This window comes from Paenibacillus macquariensis (assembly GCF_900156375.1).
GTDB lineage: Bacteria > Bacillota > Bacilli > Paenibacillales > Paenibacillaceae > Paenibacillus_AQ > Paenibacillus_AQ macquariensis.
The window spans coordinates 241,821-260,737 of record NZ_FTNK01000007.1; the positions used below are offsets into that span (position 1 = coordinate 241,821).

General features: G+C 40.5%; 15 protein-coding genes. 3 read left to right on the forward strand and 12 right to left on the reverse strand.

Going from position 1 to position 18,917, the window contains the following annotated elements; all coding sequences use genetic code 11:
- Positions 1 to 52 precede the first annotated feature (52 nt).
- On the reverse strand, positions 53 to 820 hold the full coding sequence (locus BW961_RS15035; protein WP_244555963.1) for an HAD family hydrolase: 768 nt from the start codon (positions 818 to 820) through the stop codon (positions 53 to 55).
- 247 nt (positions 821 to 1,067) lie between these two features.
- On the opposite strand from BW961_RS15035, the gene BW961_RS15040 reads away from it, so the two are divergent.
- Entirely contained in the window at positions 1,068 to 2,102 is a 1,035-nt protein-coding gene (locus BW961_RS15040; RefSeq protein ID WP_068587964.1) for an acyltransferase family protein, read from the forward strand.
- A gap of 214 nt (positions 2,103 to 2,316) precedes the next feature.
- Complete coding sequence (gene ilvD, locus BW961_RS15045; protein ID WP_068587966.1) at positions 2,317 to 4,002, forward strand: dihydroxy-acid dehydratase; 1,686 nt, start codon at positions 2,317 to 2,319, stop codon at positions 4,000 to 4,002.
- 182 nt (positions 4,003 to 4,184) lie between these two features.
- On the opposite strand, the gene BW961_RS15050 is transcribed toward ilvD, so the two are convergent.
- A complete protein-coding gene (locus tag BW961_RS15050; RefSeq protein ID WP_068587968.1) occupies positions 4,185 to 5,540 on the reverse strand; it encodes a polysaccharide deacetylase family protein in 1,356 nt (451 codons plus the stop codon).
- A gap of 180 nt (positions 5,541 to 5,720) precedes the next feature.
- Here BW961_RS15050 and BW961_RS15055 point away from each other — a divergent pair, with 180 nt between their 5' ends.
- Complete coding sequence (locus BW961_RS15055) at positions 5,721 to 6,890, forward strand: AI-2E family transporter (RefSeq protein WP_068587970.1); 1,170 nt, start codon at positions 5,721 to 5,723, stop codon at positions 6,888 to 6,890.
- Here the strand turns inward: BW961_RS15055 and BW961_RS15060 are convergent.
- The 10 genes from BW961_RS15060 to alaS form a co-directional block, all read right to left on the reverse strand.
- Positions 6,827 to 8,638, reverse strand: a complete 1,812-nt coding sequence (locus tag BW961_RS15060; RefSeq protein WP_068587972.1) for a peptidoglycan D,D-transpeptidase FtsI family protein — start codon at positions 8,636 to 8,638, stop codon at positions 6,827 to 6,829. The two genes, BW961_RS15055 and BW961_RS15060, sit on opposite strands and share 64 nt — an antisense overlap.
- A 120-nt stretch (positions 8,639 to 8,758) precedes the next feature.
- A complete protein-coding gene (locus BW961_RS15065) occupies positions 8,759 to 10,915 on the reverse strand; it encodes a methyl-accepting chemotaxis protein (RefSeq protein WP_068587974.1) in 2,157 nt (718 codons plus the stop codon).
- Positions 10,916 to 11,116: 201 nt separating this feature from the next.
- Positions 11,117 to 12,415, reverse strand: coding sequence for a peptidase U32 family protein (locus BW961_RS15070; protein WP_068587976.1), 1,299 nt, complete (start codon positions 12,413 to 12,415; stop codon positions 11,117 to 11,119).
- Between the two features lie 28 nt (positions 12,416 to 12,443).
- The gene (locus BW961_RS15075) at positions 12,444 to 13,376 is read right to left on the reverse strand and encodes a peptidase U32 family protein (protein ID WP_068587979.1); all 933 of its coding nucleotides are present in this window, start codon (positions 13,374 to 13,376) and stop codon (positions 12,444 to 12,446) included.
- Positions 13,377 to 13,389: 13 nt separating this feature from the next.
- A complete protein-coding gene (mltG, locus tag BW961_RS15080; RefSeq protein ID WP_170878571.1) occupies positions 13,390 to 14,439 on the reverse strand; it encodes an endolytic transglycosylase MltG in 1,050 nt (349 codons plus the stop codon).
- 105 nt (positions 14,440 to 14,544) lie between these two features.
- Complete coding sequence (locus tag BW961_RS15085) at positions 14,545 to 14,856, reverse strand: DUF1292 domain-containing protein (protein WP_068587981.1); 312 nt, start codon at positions 14,854 to 14,856, stop codon at positions 14,545 to 14,547.
- Positions 14,849 to 15,163: a DUF1292 domain-containing protein gene (locus BW961_RS15090; RefSeq protein ID WP_068587983.1), complete on the reverse strand. Its 315-nt coding sequence runs from the start codon at positions 15,161 to 15,163 to the stop codon at positions 14,849 to 14,851. Before BW961_RS15090 ends, BW961_RS15085 begins: the two co-directional genes overlap by 8 nt.
- A gap of 5 nt (positions 15,164 to 15,168) precedes the next feature.
- Positions 15,169 to 15,591, reverse strand: coding sequence for a Holliday junction resolvase RuvX (gene ruvX, locus BW961_RS15095; protein WP_068587986.1), 423 nt, complete (start codon positions 15,589 to 15,591; stop codon positions 15,169 to 15,171).
- 9 nt (positions 15,592 to 15,600) lie between these two features.
- Complete coding sequence (locus BW961_RS15100) at positions 15,601 to 15,861, reverse strand: IreB family regulatory phosphoprotein (RefSeq protein ID WP_068587989.1); 261 nt, start codon at positions 15,859 to 15,861, stop codon at positions 15,601 to 15,603.
- Between the two features lie 144 nt (positions 15,862 to 16,005).
- Complete coding sequence (alaS, locus tag BW961_RS15105) at positions 16,006 to 18,639, reverse strand: alanine--tRNA ligase (RefSeq protein WP_068587991.1); 2,634 nt, start codon at positions 18,637 to 18,639, stop codon at positions 16,006 to 16,008.
- Between the last annotated feature and the right edge of the window lie 278 nt (positions 18,640 to 18,917).

The window sequence follows — 18,917 nt, forward strand, 5'->3', positions numbered from 1 at the left end:
GTAGCACCTCCAAATGATTCATATATTGGATTCAACTATTATGAATAGTTATTTACGCTTTCAGTTGTAAATCCCGATAATCTGTAATCATCACATCTGCATCAAGCAAACATTCCGTAGATTCACTTAAAGTAGATATTCCAATTGTTAGCTTCACACCTGCTTCTTTCCCCATTTGCATATCTACATTCGTATCGCCAATAACGACGATGTTCTGTGATTCAATACCAAGCGCATGGGATGCCTTTTCTACCATTTCTGGATGTGGCTTTCCTTGACTGACCTGATCCCGACCAATAATGACTTCGAAATAATGACTTATCCCTGCCCAATGTAATTGTTCAACAGTAGATGATGTTTCGTCTGATGTGACAACACCTAATCTAATAGATGCCGCTTCGCATTCCTGCAAGAAATGCAATAGTCCATTCATAAGAACGATTGGCTTGTTCTGTCGTAGATCGAGCATCGCATCTTTACAAATCTGAATGGCTTGAACAAGTGCCTCATTCCACGGAACCCCTGCCGCATATAGCTGCCAAGCTAAGATTCCATGCGTTTCTTCTATTGTAGCCATCGCAAGGGGGCCATGTAGATCATACCCACATACCTGACCCAACTGATCATGTCGCGTGCCAAGGACTCCGGCTATAGAGCCCGTGAAATCCTTTCCCAAGAACGTAAGCCTTTTCTCCATACCCGTAAGTACAGACTCAGCCCAATTACCCCAAAGCATCATAAATTGAAACAACGTGCCATCTTTATCGAATAGAATCGCTTCGCAGGGTACATTAAATTGACCTGCTTGCAGTGTAGCCAATGTAGCGCCTCCCATTAGAAACCTTCATATTTATTATATTCTTATTTTCGAACGTTGATAAAGAGTTGTCAATACTTGTAACTATTTTTAATTCAATACTTCGACGCAATTGTATGAAGTGATAGCGTTTTCTAACGTGATATTAATCACAAAGTTAACAGACCAGAAATAGTAATTTTAAACTATAGAGAAATAGAAGCACCATTAGATCGTCACAATCCCTTGGATAGAGAGATGGAGGAGACCCATGAAGACACAGTCACTGAAGCAAGGAGAGACTTATTTTCTTAATTTGCGATTCCTACTGATTGTTACAGTATTTGTTGCTAATGCCATTGAACCTCTTATTCAGGAAATGGGTGGCCTCCATCAGATATTCTTATGGATACTTACATTTCATATGCCGTTATTCGTTCTTGTCACAGGTTACTTTGCCAAATCAGGATTGATGGGTGATATCGGTCGAAGAACGTTAACACAAATCGGCTTACAATATATTATTTTTCAAAGTATCTATTCTGTTCTGGATTATACGGTATTTCAGGTGAACGGCATTCATCATTCTTTATTTGCTCCCTATTTATTACTTTGGTTTCTAGCCAGTCATATCTGTTGGCGCCTGTTAACGATCAGTATGCATAAGTTATCTCCATTCCAACAAATCGTTATCTCACTTTTACTGGGTGTGCTAGTAGGATACCTACAACTTGACGGCGTATGGCTCAGCATCAGTAGGACCTTTGTTTATCTTCCTTTTTTCATGATCGGTTATCATATTAATTTCTCAGCATTCCTAAATAACATCACACGCTGGAAAAGAACTGGTGCGGCTCTCGTTTCTACAGGTATCTTCGTCATCATTGGGTTATGGGGTATGAATTTGCCTGTTGGTTGGCTGTTTGGAAATATGACCTTTATGCAGCTTGGTCACCATGAATGGTATGCGGGGTTATTTCGTCTTGCTTTGTATGTTCTTCAGTTCATCTCTGCAGCAGCCTTCCTAGCTTTTGTTCCCATGGTCGAAAGTGTCATAACTGACTTAGGGCGTCGCACGCTCTACGTGTTCCTATTACATGGATTCATTATTAGACTAGCTAATACCACGGGGTTATACACTCACATTCAAGGTACTACCGATGCCATTCTACTCATTCTTGGTTCTATAGCCCTTACCATTCTTCTTGCGCAACCCTTTGTTCGCCGTGCAGCACATCCTTTAGTCGAACCTTCCGTCCACTGGGTCGTCTCATTGGAGAATAAAGCATTCCGTCGTTCTTTGTAATATTTCTACACTTCCGCCTTATTATTGATATTGTTTATCCCTAAAGACACCCCTTCGCTAAAATAGAAGGTGGTGTCTTGTTTTTCACTCCACGATTGGTAGAAAAAACTAACCATTTGTGATAGACTCATTAAAAACCAGCTACATGTTAACTCTGTTGAACAACCGTGTTAAAGCGTTGCTACTATAAATTATTTGGGGGGAACTAGACATCATGAAACCAAAGAAAATGCGTTCAGATATGATTAAGAAAGGCTTCGACCGTGCTCCTCACCGCAGTCTATTGCGGGCAGCAGGCGTAAAGGAAGAAGATTTCGGCAAACCATTTATAGCAGTATGTAACTCTTATCTTGACATCGTTCCAGGACACATCCACCTTCAAGAATTCGGCAAGATTGTTAAAGAAGCTATCCGTGAAGCCGGAGGGGTTCCGTTTGAATTCAACACCATTGGTGTTGATGATGGTATCGCTATGGGACATATCGGTATGCGCTACTCTCTACCGAGCCGTGATATTATCGCCGACTCCGTAGAAACGGTTGTTGCTGCACACTGGTTCGATGGTATGGTCTGTATCCCGAACTGTGACAAAATCACACCAGGTATGATGATGGGTGCGCTTCGCGTGAATATCCCAACCATTTTCGTTAGTGGTGGGCCTATGAAAGCTGGTAAAGACAGTACTGGTCGCTCGATTTCCCTTACCTCTGTTTTTGAAGGGGTTGGTGCTCATCAAGCTGGTACTTTATCTGATGAAGGTTTGCTAGAACTAGAACAATTTGGTTGTCCTACCTGTGGATCATGTTCCGGTATGTTCACAGCCAACTCCATGAACTGTCTTGCTGAAGGGCTTGGACTTGCTCTACCAGGTAATGGAACCATTCTTGCCGTTGCTGAAGAACGGAAGGATTTCGTTAGACAATCTGCTACACAATTGATGGAATTAATCAAACTTGATATTAAGCCTAGAGATATCGTAACTATGGACGCCCTTGATAATGCATTCGCACTAGATATGGCAATGGGTGGTTCTTCAAATACCGTACTACACACGCTAGCACTAGCACACGAAGCTGGTATTGATTACCCAATTGAACGTATTAATGAAGTAGCCAACCGCGTGCCTCACTTAGCTAAACTTGCTCCTGCTTCAGATTGGCACATCGAAGACCTTCATAATGCAGGTGGCGTAAGTGCTATTATTCATGAACTTCTGAAGAAGCCAGGTGCAATTAACGGAGACTGTATTACGGTATCTTCTAAAACACTACGTGAAAATGTTGAGGGCTGTGAAATCATTGATCAGAATGTTATCCATACTTTAGACAATCCACACTCCGAGCGCGGAGGACTTGCTGTCCTATTCGGAAATATAGCTCCAGGCGGATCTATCATTAAAGTAGGTGCCGTTGATCCTTCAGTAGGTGGCTATCACAAAGGACCAGCTATCTGCTTCGATTCCCAGGATGAAGCACTACACGGTATTACCAATGGTAAAGTAAAAGAAGGACATGTCGTTGTCATTCGCTATGAAGGACCTAAGGGTGGTCCAGGAATGCCAGAAATGCTTGCTCCAACTTCTCAGATTGTCGGTATGGGACTTGGTGCCAAAGTAGGTCTTATCACAGATGGTCGCTTCTCAGGAGCATCTCGTGGAATAAGCATTGGACATATCTCTCCTGAAGCTGCTGAAGGTGGACCTATTGCTTTCATTGAAGACGGAGATATCATTGAATTAGATCTTAACAATCGTACCATTCAACTAGAAATTGATGATGAAGAATTTGAACGCCGTCGTGCGAACTGGAAAGGCTTCGAACCTAAAGTGAAAACAGGACTTCTTGCTCGTTACTCTAAATTGGTAACCAATGCAAGTTCCGGTGCTGTACTTAAGATCTAATTCTCAACAATGCACTTTTACTTACATTTAACGGATGATACAACTTGCTCTACTAGATTTATCATCCGTCATTTTTCAACAAAAGGGTGTTCCCCATTGGAGAACACCCTTTAACTTATTAAACACTTCTCATATGGCAATTGATATTTCTCTCTAGCCATAATACATAGATTCTCGTGTTCTTATATTTTTAAATTCCTATTGTCCACGGATACGACCTGTTGAAATTTTGTCGGATTCGAACAGCGATGAGAACCACTCACTGCATGATGTTCATATAGATGTTCGAGCGGCATAATAATCATTTTCGGTACCAGTTTACTTGGAGATTCCTTTAGTCGATCCTGTCCTGCAGGGTGAATAATTCTCATTAGAATTTTCAAATATACTTGTGTCGATTTCGCAAACCAACCCTCCGGCAAATCCCGAATACTAAATCCGAATTTTTCCGGCCCTCGATTGATCATACTCACACCATAGAGTGCTTTAGCATCTCTTAATTCATCATTTTCCATTAACTGTTGAGCTAAGATGGGTAGTTCTTTCTCCATCGAGCGAATCATTTGAATAGCTAAGTGTACGGTCGAACGTGACTTCACACCTAATTTAAATAATTTCTGATTGTCAAAATGCAATTCGATAATCGCATCTCCCTTTTCTAGCCTTGATCCATTATCCAACGTGAGTGCTTCCCCTTTATAGGCACGAACCCGGTAATGAAGAAATGGATCTGCTGGGGTAACTGTCTTGAGCTGGAATATGAAATGAAATACCACTTCCCACATTAACCAAAGCTTAACTACAGCAAGCTTCCAACGCGATAGTTTAATTTCTGGAGCACTGGCTTGTATCATCTCGTCAATACGAATACTTTGTAAATTACGACGTTGTGCTTCCTCCAGCACTTGTTCGAGTGCAATTAGCATATGCTTAGGGGCATCAAGATTTGCACCAACGGTTGAACCACAATCATGCAGAAGCATGATTTCACCAGGTTTTAGCTTATTTAACATGCGTTTTGCTAATTTGTCGGATCCCATCTTCTCGCGCCAATCACCGAACATAGCTGACCATAATATAATTTTAAATTGATTGTGTTTGGAGAAGTCAAATAAGTTCACAATCCCCCACGGTGGACGATAGTAGGATGTTCTTTCCCCCGTTATCGCATAAATGATTTCATCTGTTTTCTGGATTTGGTTGCGTACCGTTGCTGGACGCATGATCCAATTAGACTTGTGTATGTAGTTATGAATCCCGATAAGATGTCCTTCATCGTACATACGTTGTATTAACTCTGGATGTTGTTCAGCATTTTTACCTACTACAAAGAAGGTCCCCTTGGCGTTATATCGTTTAAGTATATCAAGTAATTGGGGCGTATAATGTGGATCAGGCCCATCATCAAAGGTTAGTGCAAACGCGTGTTCACTCTTGCCCTTTCGAAACACTCGAAATCCAAAAATGCGGGTGATCATGCCTGGAATAAATGCATAAAAAGAAGAAATATAGAACAACCAAAGCAGCAAAGTCTGCATACCATCCCCCCCACTTTTCTCTGATTGACTTTGTTATGCTTTACATAGCGATAGATTTAATCAAAAATCACCATCTATTATTTTATCATATCCTTTGATTATATAGGCGATTTTTTTGATATCATGTACAATGAAATACAGTATGACCTAGATTATGGATGAAGGAGATGTTTTTAGACTATGCTTCCACTTTATAAAAAGTATTGGCGAACATTTTTTGATATTGGATTAATAGCATTAACTGTTTTTTTGACCATGTTTATATTCAGTAAACTTTATCAGTTAGCAACGCCCGTCTTCTTATCCTTTATCATCTTCTTATTGATCGAACCATTTGCTAAGTTTCTTCACAAAAGAGGATTAAATAAAGCAATCTCTTCTGCAATTTCTATTTTGTTATTTGTTCTTATCATTCTAGGAGGCATATTAGCAGGTGGCATCATCGTCATTTCTCAAATCTCACATATGCATGACCAATTACCCTACTATACTAGAGTATTTCAATGGCAATTCACGCAGTCTTTAAATTTCTTACATACGAAAGCAGACTTACTCCCCCCTAACCTCACTGAAAAAATGAATGAATATTTCACACTTATAACAAATTCCGCTTCAGATATATTAATTAATTTCCTGAAATATTTATTTTCTGCCTTCACTTCATTCTCATCTTTCCTCGGTAACTTTGCTATTGCGATCATTCTAGCTTTCTTCTTAAGCACAGAAATTGAAACATGGCGACGCATTGCTAGTGATAAATCGCCTCAGACGATTAAGAACGCCTATGCATTCCTTAAAAATAGTGTATTCAAGTCCATTGGTTCCTACATCAAGGCGCAGATGATATTGGTTCTTATTTGTTTCGTAATTTTATATATCGGACTCTTGATATTAGGTACAGGAAATGAGTTAACACTCGCTCTACTCGGCGCTCTACTCGATATTATTCCACTCGTCGGAGTCTCTTTCATAATGATTCCATGGATTATCTATCTAGTGATTGTAGGTAATATAGGTCTTGCCATCGGTCTAGGTGTCTTATTTATTGTTATCCTAATCACACGTCAATTGCTTGAACCCAAGATTGCAGGTAATTCTATCGGTGTGACATCCGCTTTCTTAATGCTCTCATTTATGATCATTTCATTATCTCTGTTTGGAGTTGCAGGGTTAATTCTTTCACCTATACTACTTATCTTAATCAAAGAGCTACTCATGCAAGGGTACCTTAAACGTTGGATTAGACTGCCACATGAAGAATTCGAGGTTTCTCCCTTTGATATGGATCAACGAGCCGAATCAGACATTGAACCTATCGTAGAAGTAGAAGATAACAAACCCATAATCTGACCAAACAATGCTGTTGCTTTGTTCTTTGAATCTGGAGATTCATGTTGAAACAGCACTGCAACAGCATATTTTGGATGATTCACGGGACCATAACCAATAAACCATTGGTTATTCTTGGGGTCTCCCTTTAAAAATGTTTGAGCTGTTCCAGATTTACCAGCTAACGGCCAATCAGAACTAGACAAGGATTGACCTGTTCCTTCAGTAACCACCTTTCTCATCCATAAGGTTAAGAGCTCAGCTGTCTTTGGTTGTATATTACTCAGTGTCCGCGGATAAGTATGAGGAATCAGCTTCTTCATCACTTGTCCATTATGATACGAGATACGTTCTAATATTCGAGGTGCTTGAACTTGACCTTTATGGAGAAGGGTAACCACTAAATTAGCCGCTTGTAATGGCGTCACCGTCACATTCCGTTGTCCTATGCCCGTCTGAGCTCTAACGCCACCATCATATGGAAATGAAGACGGAGCAAACACCACTCCGGCATCCTCATGATCCAAAGGTTTCATTAAAGACACCCCCAGAATATCGTGATCCTCCCAGCCTACTCTTCTTCCCAACCCTAACGCTTCAGCTGTTGTCTGAATCTGTCCTGATGTAAGCCTCTCTGCTAATGTGGCAAACACAACATTACAGGATTGGGCATATGCTTGTTCAAGCGTTATCGTACCATGCCCTCCTTCTTTCCAACAGGATAATCCATACTTCCCATAATGTCCGGTACAATGAAATTTCTCACGGGTTGATGTTACCCCCGCATCTAAAGCTGCCGCGGCAATAACTGTTTTAAAGATAGAACCCGGCGTCACTGCCTGTAATGCTTTGTTATTCCATTCACCTTGCTCTGGATGGATTTCTTGGGGATTGTAGAAAGGAGCAGACACCATAGCTACGACATCTGCATTGTCAGTATCAAGTACAACTACAGAGCCTTGTTTCATACCAGATTGTTTTGTTAGCTTTTCTATTTGCTGTTGAATAGGCCTATCAATTGTAGTTACGAACCGTAACGGGTAATAGGGATTATCTGGAGCCTTTACTCTTATCCCAGTGCCTGAAATAGGTTTGTTCTTTCCATCTACTGTATAATAAGCAATCGTTGGTCCTATCCCCTTTAGAAGCGGTTCTAAGGTCTTTTCTAGACCTCCACCTCCCTGTTTCATTTGCACTCCACTGTTTGTATGATTTAACTCTTCAGGCAGCTGTGTCAAATAACCTAACCATTGATTTCCTGCGAGATTGTCATTGTATCTTTTATTGTAAGGCAATACTTTTATTCCACTCACATCCAAGCTTGTAATGAGCTTAGCCTGAGTATCATTTAAAGATAAGGGATCTCCTCCTTTATGGATATGCCAGACCAAAGGCTCACGCAGATTACCCCATATTTTATAAAAATAGTCCGGGCTGACGCCTAAAACTTCTGCAATCTTGTCTATATTGGAATCCATCATCCCACTCTGAGGCGTCCTTCTATCCATTGGAAATAATACAACAGCTGGAATCGTCTCATCGGTTAACGACGCACCATATCGGTCATAGAATCTTCCTCTCCCTGAATCGAGCATGATTGCCCGTTCCCTTTGTAGCATCGACATCGCTTGGAGCGTATGCCTACTTTCAGGCAATAACGTAACTCTCATCAGAAATTGGATGTATGCTAATCGAATGAATAGGATAAACATGACTCCCGTTAAAAACATTAAACAATAAAAAATACGTTTTTTTTGCTTCAGTATCATATATTATTCCTCTTCTAACTTTTTTACCTAGTATGTCCTCTTTAGCACTTATACAGCCAAAAAAGAAGGATTCTCACAGCCATTTGCATGGCATTCGAGAATCCTTCATCAAATCATTTATCACACGGTGAATCGAGATAATGCAGCTTTCAATTCGGTAGATACATTCTCCAGTTTTCCAGATAATTGTACCAATTGATTACCAATGCTTTGTTGTTCATTACTGAGGGAAGCGACTTCTTCCGATGTTGCAGAAGACTCTTCAGCTACAGCACTAACGTTTGCCATCGCTTCTGACAAAGTCGATTGTGACTGATTCAACCCTTCAATTGACGATGTTACCGAATCTAAGCGCTGAATATATTCACCCATTTGTCCTTGAACTGAGACGAAAATATCGTTTGTTTCCTTCACAGCTGTCATTTGATGCTGGAACAGTGGATAGGCTTCAGTAAGAGCACTTACCGTCTCATTCATTTCACTCATGATTCGTTCAGTGATTTCGCCTACCATCTCTATGGACTGTCTAGATTGATCGGCCAATTGTCGGATTTCATCTGCTATCACCATAAATCCTTTACCAGCCGCACCTGCACGAGCTGCCTCAATGGTTGCATTCAATGATAAGATATTAGTCTGCTTCGTAATATTCTGCAACACTTCAAGTACTTTTCCAACAGACATCGTCGTTTCTTTCAGACCATCTACTTTGGTCATTAAGGCACGCGTCATATCCTCTGTCTGATGGGTTTTATCTAATAAATCACTCAATTTATGTGTGCCTAACTCACTGGAATTCTCAACTTCTCGAGCTGCTTTTCCCATCTCAACATTACTACTTATGACCACTTGCATTTGTAGTGCAATATGATCTGTAAGTTCATTACCTTTCTCTGCTTCTGTCGCAAGACTACTTGCTCCATTCGCGATTTCTTCCGTTGCAACAGCGATTTCGCGAGCTGATAAAGCCGTTTTATTCGATGCATCTGATAATTCACTAGCCGTATCAAGTACTTCTTGCGCTGTATTGTTGGTCTGGTTCACTAATAGTGTAATTTGCTCCATCATCGTATTAAAGCTTCCTGATAGTTGTCCGATTTCATCTCTGGAACGATGTTGAGATCGAACTTTAAGATTCCCCTTCGAGCCTTCAATCAAGAGATTTCTTAAATTGATAAGTGGACGAGCAATCATACGAACCATCAATATTCCAATCAGAATCGCGATGACTGCAACGGCGATTGCAGACCATATCGTAAAGCTCAGAATACCTTGAGCACTCCTCACCAATTCTGAGGTTGGGATAGTTCCTACCAGTTTCCAACCTGCTGTTTTAAGCGTGCTATACACCGCTAGAACATCTTTACCACTCTCATCTTTAGTTCTCAGATCACCTGAATCTTCTTTCTCATCGAATTTAAATGTTAATTTTGTCTTAGCGCCAGCCTTCTCATCCGCACTAGAAGCAACAATCTGACCTTCATTCGTATGGAGCTCTAACTTGCTACCGCTCCCCAAGTCAATGCCCTTCAGCTGATCTCTCAGTAATTCGGGTTTCAATTCAATGATGATCACAAATGGCTTGCTCGCACCAGACATGGTTTTGAGAGAACGTACCACTTTAAACGTTTCCTCGCTATTATTTCCAGACTCTATTGGAAGCCATGTGGATTTGTTCTTATCCTTTAATGATTCAAACCAAGGTTCAGAACGAACTGTATCTACATTTGTTGCTATCGTCCCTCTTGTCATTGGCTTCATATTTGAATCCGGCGGAATAATGACTATTCCTCTAATTGTTTCGTTAGCATTGATTTGAGCACTCAATTTTTCGGTAATTTTCTTATTTGTCATAAACAGATCATATTCTGTTAGTCCCTGTTGAGTTAATTGCGACATACTACTCTGCATATCCGTATCAAAGAATAATTGAAGCACAATGTCTTCATATTGTCCCAAAATAATGTCTAGTTTCTCGGATGTTTGAATGATCGTCTGCCGGTTGGCATTTGCTGCCGTGTCCTCAATCGTACTCTTGGCCTTTTTGTATGACATAACTCCAACTAGCAACACGAATGCCACAATGGCTATGAAAAAGATTAAAAATAACTTAACCCCTACAGAATGTGCTGGATTAAATTTTCTCCAAGTTAATTCTTTAGGGGAATTTGATTCTGTTGAACTTTTATCTTTCCCTTTAACAAAACTCCCAAATTGTTTAATCTTAGTTTTCGCTTGCTGTTCTTGGCCTTTTTTGTTATTGCGATCTGTTCCCATAAATATTCACCTGCCAGTATGTAGTGCATGACGTATCCTGAAAGCGATTACGTTATGTTACATGTTAATATTCGACAATTTAACTTAATAATCCTTTTAAATAATAAAAAAATTTACGTTAATTGTACAAAAAAATAGTAGAGTCTTTCGTCCATTTGGACAAAGAGGCTCTACTATCGATTTATTAAGTGAGTTACATACTTATTTTCTCTTACAACGCATCATATCAAAATAACGTACAGGTTGATCAACCTTAATAACAACGCGTTGCATCGCATGCCGAGCTGCATCCAACACGTTACCCTTCTCATCCCAAATCGTTTCTACACGTTGCTTGAAAAAAGTTCCTCCCGGTCCAAAGAACTCTATCTCTTGTCCAGGTTTAAAGTGATTACGCTGTTGAATGAGTGCTTTACCATCTTCTGCATTGTATTCTAATACTAATCCTGCAAAATCGTACGGCGTGGCTTTTTCTTCAGGTTCGTAGATGTGATCTTCATGATCAGGTGTATCATAGAAAAACCCAGTATTTACAGGTCGATTTGCTGCTTTATTTATCTCCTCAACCCATTCAGGCTTCAGTACATAATTGTCTGGATCTGCCATATAGGAATCGATCGCTTGACGATAAGCATTAACGACCGTAGCTACATAATGCAGTGATTTCATACGTCCTTCAATCTTGAAGCTGTCAATTCCCACTTCAATAAGTTCAGGAATACTTTCTAACATACATAAATCTTTCGATCCCATGGTGAATGCATTATCTTCTGGTTGAAACAATGCATGCGGTGTATTCTGCGCCTCTTCTTCGGAGACCCATACGTCATTGGAAGGTGCCTCTTCAAATAGATCATAACTCCATCGACAAGATTGGCAGCAGCCTCCGCGATTAGAATCTCGGTCTGTGAAATGATTAGAAAGTACACAACGACCGGAATACGAGGAACACATCGCACCATGAACAAATGCTTCGATCTCGATATCCACATGTTTCTTAATTTCAGCTATTTCTTGAAAGCTAACTTCGCGTCCTAATACCACACGTGGCAAACCCTCTTCTTTCCAAAATTTCACCGATTGCCAATTCATCGTGGATTGCTGCGTACTTAAATGTACTTCTATCTCAGGAACAGCCCGCTGTGCGATTTCAATAATCGCAGGATCTGCTGTAATAATAGCTGCAATACCAACTTCATGAAGATTACGCAAATAGGCTTCAATACCCTCTAAATCTTCATTATGTGCATAAATATTAGTTGCGACAAACACCTTAGCTCCATACTTCTGCGCAAACTCAACGCCTTCACGCATCTCTTCAAAGCTGAAATTGTCCGCGTTAGAACGAAGACCATACACCTGTCCACCAATATAGACTGCATCAGCACCATAATGTATCGCGAATTTCAATTTCTCTAAGTTACCTGCTGGAGCCAGAAGTTCGGGTTTGTCTAGACGATATCGCTTACCCGTATACTTAGGTTGAGACATGACTTCCATTTTTCGTTCCACCTCACCATATCTATAATTAATAAACCTGTTCTTTATAAAAGAATCCAAAAGTTAATTCTCGTTCCGGGTCTTGAATCTTCCGAATATTATCCATGAACTGCTCCTGATAGCTATAGTTCGCTGGATCAGCCATATAAGTATCAATTACCTGTCTGTATGTTCTTACAACGGTCTCATTGTAAGACAAGGGCTTTAACAACCCTTCCACCTTGAGACTATTCACACCTGCTTCTAAAAGAAAATGTAAATCCTCTAAGATACAAATATCATCTGAACTCATGATATGAGTACCATTGATATCTTCGTATATAGGATATTTCTCACCTGGTCGCTCACCCTCAAGTAGGAATAACCCCCGCTCTTTGCCAAGACTACCCCCATCTAAAGGTCTGCCTTGGTGTAACATGTAGCTTCCAACTAGACTTCGCTTAGAATGATAGATATTCGTCATACCATGAACTTGAACCTGCGATTCAATTTCAAGGTGACCTTTCATTCCTGTAATCTCATCCATATTAAGTTCTCTGGCAAATACGACACGCTTAGCACCTCGGCGACCCCAATAGTTCGCTGTTGCATAATTTGTAGTCGTCATCTCTGCGTTCCAATGCAGCTTCATCTGAGGAGCATACGTTTTGACAGCCATTAATACCGATGGATCATTAAATTCGACGCCATCCACGCCAGCATTCCCCAATGCCTTTACATAATCAGGAAGAGAATCTAATAGATCATTAGACATCAGGTTCTGAAGACTAACATATACATGTACTTGACGAGCATGTGCTTGTTGTACAGCTTCTTGAATTTCCTCAATCGAGAAACTTCCCGCTAATCTCATCCCAAATCGATCATTTCCAATCAACAGGGCATCTGCCCCAGCGTCTATTAAAGTTGAGATCTCATTCAAAGATCCAGCCGTTACCAGAAGCTCTGGTTTGTTCACCATGTAGCACCTCTTTCTACTTTGACATACTTTTACTTTTTTCAATATTGACCAAATGTTCCTTATACGTCTTCGCAAATAAATGGGTTTGAGTCCCATCTTTTTTAGTCACATAAAAGAAATAATCTGAAGGTTGTGGATCAAGTGCTGCCTTAATCGAAGCAAGACTTGGGTTACATATAGGACCCGGTGGAAGACCTTTTTTCAAATACGTATTATAAGGACTTTCAACCTCTAAATCTTTATAGAAAAGACGTTCCTTGGGTTTATCAAGCGAATATTGCACTGTCGCATCAATTTCAAGTTTTTGTCCTTTGTTCAATCGATTATAAATAATACCTGCGACTAGTCGTCGCTCCGTATCCACAACAACTTCACGCTCCACCAAAGATGAAATGGTCAACAATTCATGTAGCGTAAGCCCACGTTGCTTCATCTTTTCTTCCCAATTATCAATACTATTCAACTTTTGCTCTAGTTGAGAAGTCATCGTCTTAATAATTTCTGCTTCCGTAATTCCCTTTTTCAATTCATAGGTTTCCGGAAAGAGATAGCCCTCTAGAGCATGCTTAATTTCAGCATTCTTAGGTATGACCCCTAATAAAGTCTCATTCGCTTGTGACGATTGGTTAGCTAATTTCAGAAAAGTTGCCCCATCTACGAATCCCTCTTTATCCAGCTTGTCTGCTATTTGCACAACCGTATATCCTTCAGGAATCGTGAAGCGGATCATTTCCTCTTTTACGACATCACCATTATTTAGCATTGCAATTATTTCATCGTTTGACTTTCCAGGTGTAGTTGCATAGTTCCCAGCTTGAAAACGACTTCCTTGATCTTTCCATTTCAAATAACCAATGAATATCAGTTCGTTCTTTATCAATGCTTTCTCATGTAATAGCGAGGCAATTTGAGTCGTACCCATGCCTTGCTCAATTGTAAACTGTACAACCTCATCGGACTTCTTAACGGGTTGCAAGCCACTCCATATATACCACGCCACGCCACCTACAGCCAATACTATGAATAATAGTATAATACCAAATATTTTCATTACCGTTTTCATGGAGATTTCCGTCCCTTCACAGCCAAAAAGGGCGGAATAATCCACCCTTCCAGCATTTCCTATTGGAATGAGTTGTGCACTATGATAATAGTAGCGTAGAACGCACTAAATATCGTTGTCTTGTGGGAACGTTAATTCATCGTATAGTTCAGCGATGTTCTCCCATTCCTCATCGTCATCAATGGTGACAAGCTCTAAGTTTCCTTCCGGAGAAGTGATAATTTTGAGGATATCATATTCGTCGCTATCATCATCTACTCTTAGTAGAACAGCATAACTTTGATCTCCAACTACAAATTCAGCTGTTAGATCATAAACAGATGTTGTTCCATCTTCATCTTCCAATTCCACTGTGGGACCGAAAGCTTCCTTTAGACGATTACTCCATTCAACCTGACTACTTGAAATCTCAGTCATCTAATTCCCCTCCATCGAGTTCAGCTACAAGCGTATTGAAAGTTTCTTCAACGATTGCCCATTCCTCATCACTTTCGATCATGTATAGCTTGATATCGTCCCCAACTTCATCTTCCTCATAACGGAATGCATAGACTTCATCTGTCTCTTCATCCTCTGAATCCATGGGTACTACCATCATATATTTCGCATCAGAATCATCTACTTCGAACTTCATAATGACTTCAAACTCTTCTTCATTACCTTCATCATCGGGAATATATATAATTTCCGGTTCTTCTTCTCTACCCTTATTGTCATTAGCCATTTATATCACCCTCGCTTTATACTCTTAGAATCTAAATAGTTTTGCAAAATCAAACTGGCTGCCATCTTGTCTATGACCTGTTTACGTTTCTTTCGGCTGACGTTGCCCTCAATTAGTGTTCGTTCTGCAGATACTGTTGTTAACCTCTCATCCCATAAGTGGACGGGTACGTCCAGAATTTCCTTTAGCTTATCTGCGAATTCGATGCAAATATCTCCTCGGAAACCTACCGAACCATCCATATTCTTGGGTAAGCCAACCACGATCTCAGCAATGTCATACTCACGGACCAGAGCCGTAATTCGTTCGAACTCAATCCCTTCGCGACGACGTTCAATAACTTCAAGCCCTTGACCAGTCCAGCCAAACATATCGCTAACTGCCACTCCAATTCTGCGATCCCCATAATCCAACCCCATGATTCTCATCAAGTTCTCCTAACGGTGATTGGCTAAATAAAATCTTACCAACTCTTCAATCAATTCATCTCGTTCTTTCTTTCTCACGAGACTTCTAGCATTTTTATGGCGCGGTATATAAGCAGGATCTCCGGATAAAAGATAGCCGACAATCTGGTTGATCGGATGATATTCCTTCTCTGCCAAAGCATCGTATACCGTCAGAAGAATCTCCTTCGAAGAAACCTCTAACTCATCGCCATTAACATTAAATTTGACTGTCTTATCCATGGAATCCATTCACGACACCTCGCTTCTTTAAAACATATTAAACATGTTTTAGCGAATACAATCTGAAATATTTATTACCTGCCACTATCATAACATATTCATTGCGCTGTAAGGAAATCCCCATGTGAAAAATAACCGAAATTTCTCCTAATTTTAAACCTTTAGGCCTTGAGCCACGAGTTCATTTGCTAATTTCAATGCTTCATCTAGCTTACTTCCATCTTTACCTCCAGCTTGGGCCATATCAGGACGACCGCCACCGCCACCACCACATACAGTAGCAATCTCTTTTACCAGCTTCCCGGCATGGAGACCTGACTTCACTAAAGCTTGAGGTACAGCTACGACAAAGTTCACTTTATCTTCCATCGTTGCTCCTAGAACTAAGACCGCATTCGGAAGTTTCTCTTTAAGTTCGTCTGCAAGTGAACGAAGACCATCCATACTTCCGGCATTCACACGAACTGCTAGTAGTTCCACACCATTTACAGTTAGGACTTGGTCACTGAGTTTACCTGCTTCAATAATACTTAACTTACTTTGCAGTGACTCATTCTCGCGACTTACATCTTTAAGCTGTACATGTAATGCATCAATACGTTTAGGTACATCATGTAGATTGGATTTAAGCATTTCTGCAGATTGTTTCAGAATATCTAGTTGTCCATCCATGTACAGATATGCTAAACGTCCAGTTACAGCCTCAATACGTCTTACGCCTGATCCAATACCACTCTCACTAACTAATTTGAAAATACCAATCTGTGAAGTGTTACTCACATGACATCCACCACATAACTCCAAGCTGTACTCTCCGACTTGCACAACTCTTACGATATCACCATACTTCTCACCAAATAACGCCATAGCACCTGAAGATTTCGCTTCATCAATTGATTTAAGTTCGATATTGACATCAAGGCCATTCCAAATTTGTTCATTTACACGGCGCTCAATATCCGTAAGCTCTTCTTGCGTAATACTACCGAAATGTGAGAAGTCAAAACGTAATCGTTGCGTATCTACTAAAGACCCGGCTTGGTTAACGTGATCTCCTAACACTTCTTTAAGCGCTTTATGAAGTAAATGCGTTGCCGTATGGTTCTTCACAATATCAGAACGTTTCTCACGACTAACTTCAGCTTTAAGTGTTTCGCCGACTTTTAGAATTCCCTCTTCTACAACCACTCGATGTACAGGTTGACCTAATGGTGCTTTAAATAATCCTTCTACCTTAGCTGTTACTTGGCCTCCTCGTAACAGTCCCTGATCACTGACCTGCCCTCCACTTTCCGCATAGAACGGCGTAATGTCGAGAATAACCTGACATGTTTGTCCGGCTGATACACTATCTACTAAGGCATCATTTACAATGATCGCGATAACTTTCGACTCGGTTACGCAGTCATTATATCCAACAAATTCACTTTTAATCGTTAGATCAGAAAGAATCCCGCCTTGAACTTGCATACTGCCACCATCTTGTCTTGCGGCACGCGCACGTGTACGTTGTTCTTGCATCGCGTTATCGAAACCTTCTCTATCCACCGAAAGTCCATGTTCTGTTGCATAATCTTCCGTTAAGTCAAACGGGAAGCCATACGTATCATAAAGTTTGAAAGCATCACTGCCACTAATGGTAGTCTGCCCTTGTTCCTTAGCTTGATTACTGATTTCCTCTAGAATGGATAATCCATCAGACAAAGTCTCGTGGAATCGTTCTTCTTCTGTTTTGATCACTTTTTCAATAAATTCACGTTTGTCGACAACTTCTGGGTAATAAACACCCATAACATTTCCCACAGTTTCCGTTAACGTATATAGGAATGGACGATCCAGACCCAACACTTTTCCGTAACGAACTGCACGACGAAGCAAACGACGAATAACATATCCGCGACCTTCATTTGAAGGTAATACGCCATCAGCGATAGCAAATGCAACAGTACGAACATGGTCTGCGATCACTTTGAAAGCAACATCCTGCTCTACACTATCGTTGTACTTCACTTTCGTTAATGATGCCGTTTGTTGAATAATAGGTTGGAACAAATCTGTATCGAAGTTAGAATCTACATCCTGTAGAATCGATGCGAGGCGTTCTAGACCTGCACCCGTATCGATATTTTTATTAGGCAATGGCGTATAACTGCCATCTTTATTGTGATTGAATTGTGTGAAGACCAAATTCCACACTTCTAAGTAACGTTCATTCTCTCCACCTGGGAACATCTCAGGATCTGACATGTCACTTCCATAAACTTCTCCACGGTCATAGAATATTTCAGTACAAGGACCACAAGGACCTTCCCCAATATCCCAGAAGTTATCTTCGAGCTTCACGATGTGATTCTCAGCGAGTCCAATCTTCTTATGCCAGAAATTATAAGCTTCCTCATCTTCAGGATATACCGTCACAGATAAACGTTCTGGATCGAAACCAATCCATTTCTTATCCGTTAGAAATTCCCACGCCCACGTAATAACTTCTTCCTTGAAATAGTCACCAATAGAGAAGTTACCTAACATTTCAAAAAAAGTATGGTGACGGCGTGTCTTACCTACATTCTCGATATCATTAGTTCGAATACATTTCTGTGAATTCGCAATCCGTGGATTATCCGGCTTCTCCCGTCCATCAAAATAAGACTTCAGTGGTGCCATACCTGCATTGATCCATAATAGAGAAGGATCATTATGTGGAACTAGAGGAGCACTGGGCTCAATTTTATGTCCCTTTTCCGCGAAAAATTCTAACCATTTAGAACGAATTTCACTTGCTTTCATATCAAACGCCTCCATTATATAGGTCTAGTATATTCATGCTTCTAAACACAAAAAACGCCCCTGAATATTCAGGGACGATTATCATCGCGGTACCACCCTGGTTATCGCCTAGGTTCAAGTTATTCACTCGTCCATTATGGCGATCGCCTTTGTTACGGCTGTTAACGAGGTCCACCCGGTGAATTTAGCTCACACTCCGAAATTAGCTTTCTGACGGCTTCACTTTCAGACTCTCTCAGCCTTCATGACTATACACCATAAAGGAGTCTGTTCTCTGG

Bases quoted from the DNA above. Each gene is read 5' to 3' on its own strand.
- BW961_RS15040 (WP_068587964.1), top strand. From the start codon at position 1,068: ATGAAGACACAGTCACTGAAGCAAGGAGAGACTTATTTTCTTAATTTG.
- ilvD (WP_068587966.1), top strand. From the start codon at position 2,317: ATGAAACCAAAGAAAATGCGTTCAGATATGATTAAGAAAGGCTTCGAC.
- BW961_RS15050 (WP_068587968.1), bottom strand. From the start codon at position 5,540: ATGCAGACTTTGCTGCTTTGGTTGTTCTATATTTCTTCTTTTTATGCA.
- BW961_RS15055 (WP_068587970.1), top strand. From the start codon at position 5,721: ATGCTTCCACTTTATAAAAAGTATTGGCGAACATTTTTTGATATTGGA.
- BW961_RS15060 (WP_068587972.1), bottom strand. From the start codon at position 8,638: ATGATACTGAAGCAAAAAAAACGTATTTTTTATTGTTTAATGTTTTTA.
- BW961_RS15065 (WP_068587974.1), bottom strand. From the start codon at position 10,915: ATGGGAACAGATCGCAATAACAAAAAAGGCCAAGAACAGCAAGCGAAA.
- BW961_RS15070 (WP_068587976.1), bottom strand. From the start codon at position 12,415: ATGGAAGTCATGTCTCAACCTAAGTATACGGGTAAGCGATATCGTCTA.
- BW961_RS15075 (WP_068587979.1), bottom strand. From the start codon at position 13,376: ATGGTGAACAAACCAGAGCTTCTGGTAACGGCTGGATCTTTGAATGAG.
- mltG (WP_170878571.1), bottom strand. From the start codon at position 14,439: ATGAAAACGGTAATGAAAATATTTGGTATTATACTATTATTCATAGTA.
- BW961_RS15085 (WP_068587981.1), bottom strand. From the start codon at position 14,856: ATGACTGAGATTTCAAGTAGTCAGGTTGAATGGAGTAATCGTCTAAAG.
- BW961_RS15090 (WP_068587983.1), bottom strand. From the start codon at position 15,163: ATGGCTAATGACAATAAGGGTAGAGAAGAAGAACCGGAAATTATATAT.
- ruvX (WP_068587986.1), bottom strand. From the start codon at position 15,591: ATGAGAATCATGGGGTTGGATTATGGGGATCGCAGAATTGGAGTGGCA.
- BW961_RS15100 (WP_068587989.1), bottom strand. From the start codon at position 15,861: ATGGATTCCATGGATAAGACAGTCAAATTTAATGTTAATGGCGATGAG.
- alaS (WP_068587991.1), bottom strand. From the start codon at position 18,639: ATGAAAGCAAGTGAAATTCGTTCTAAATGGTTAGAATTTTTCGCGGAA.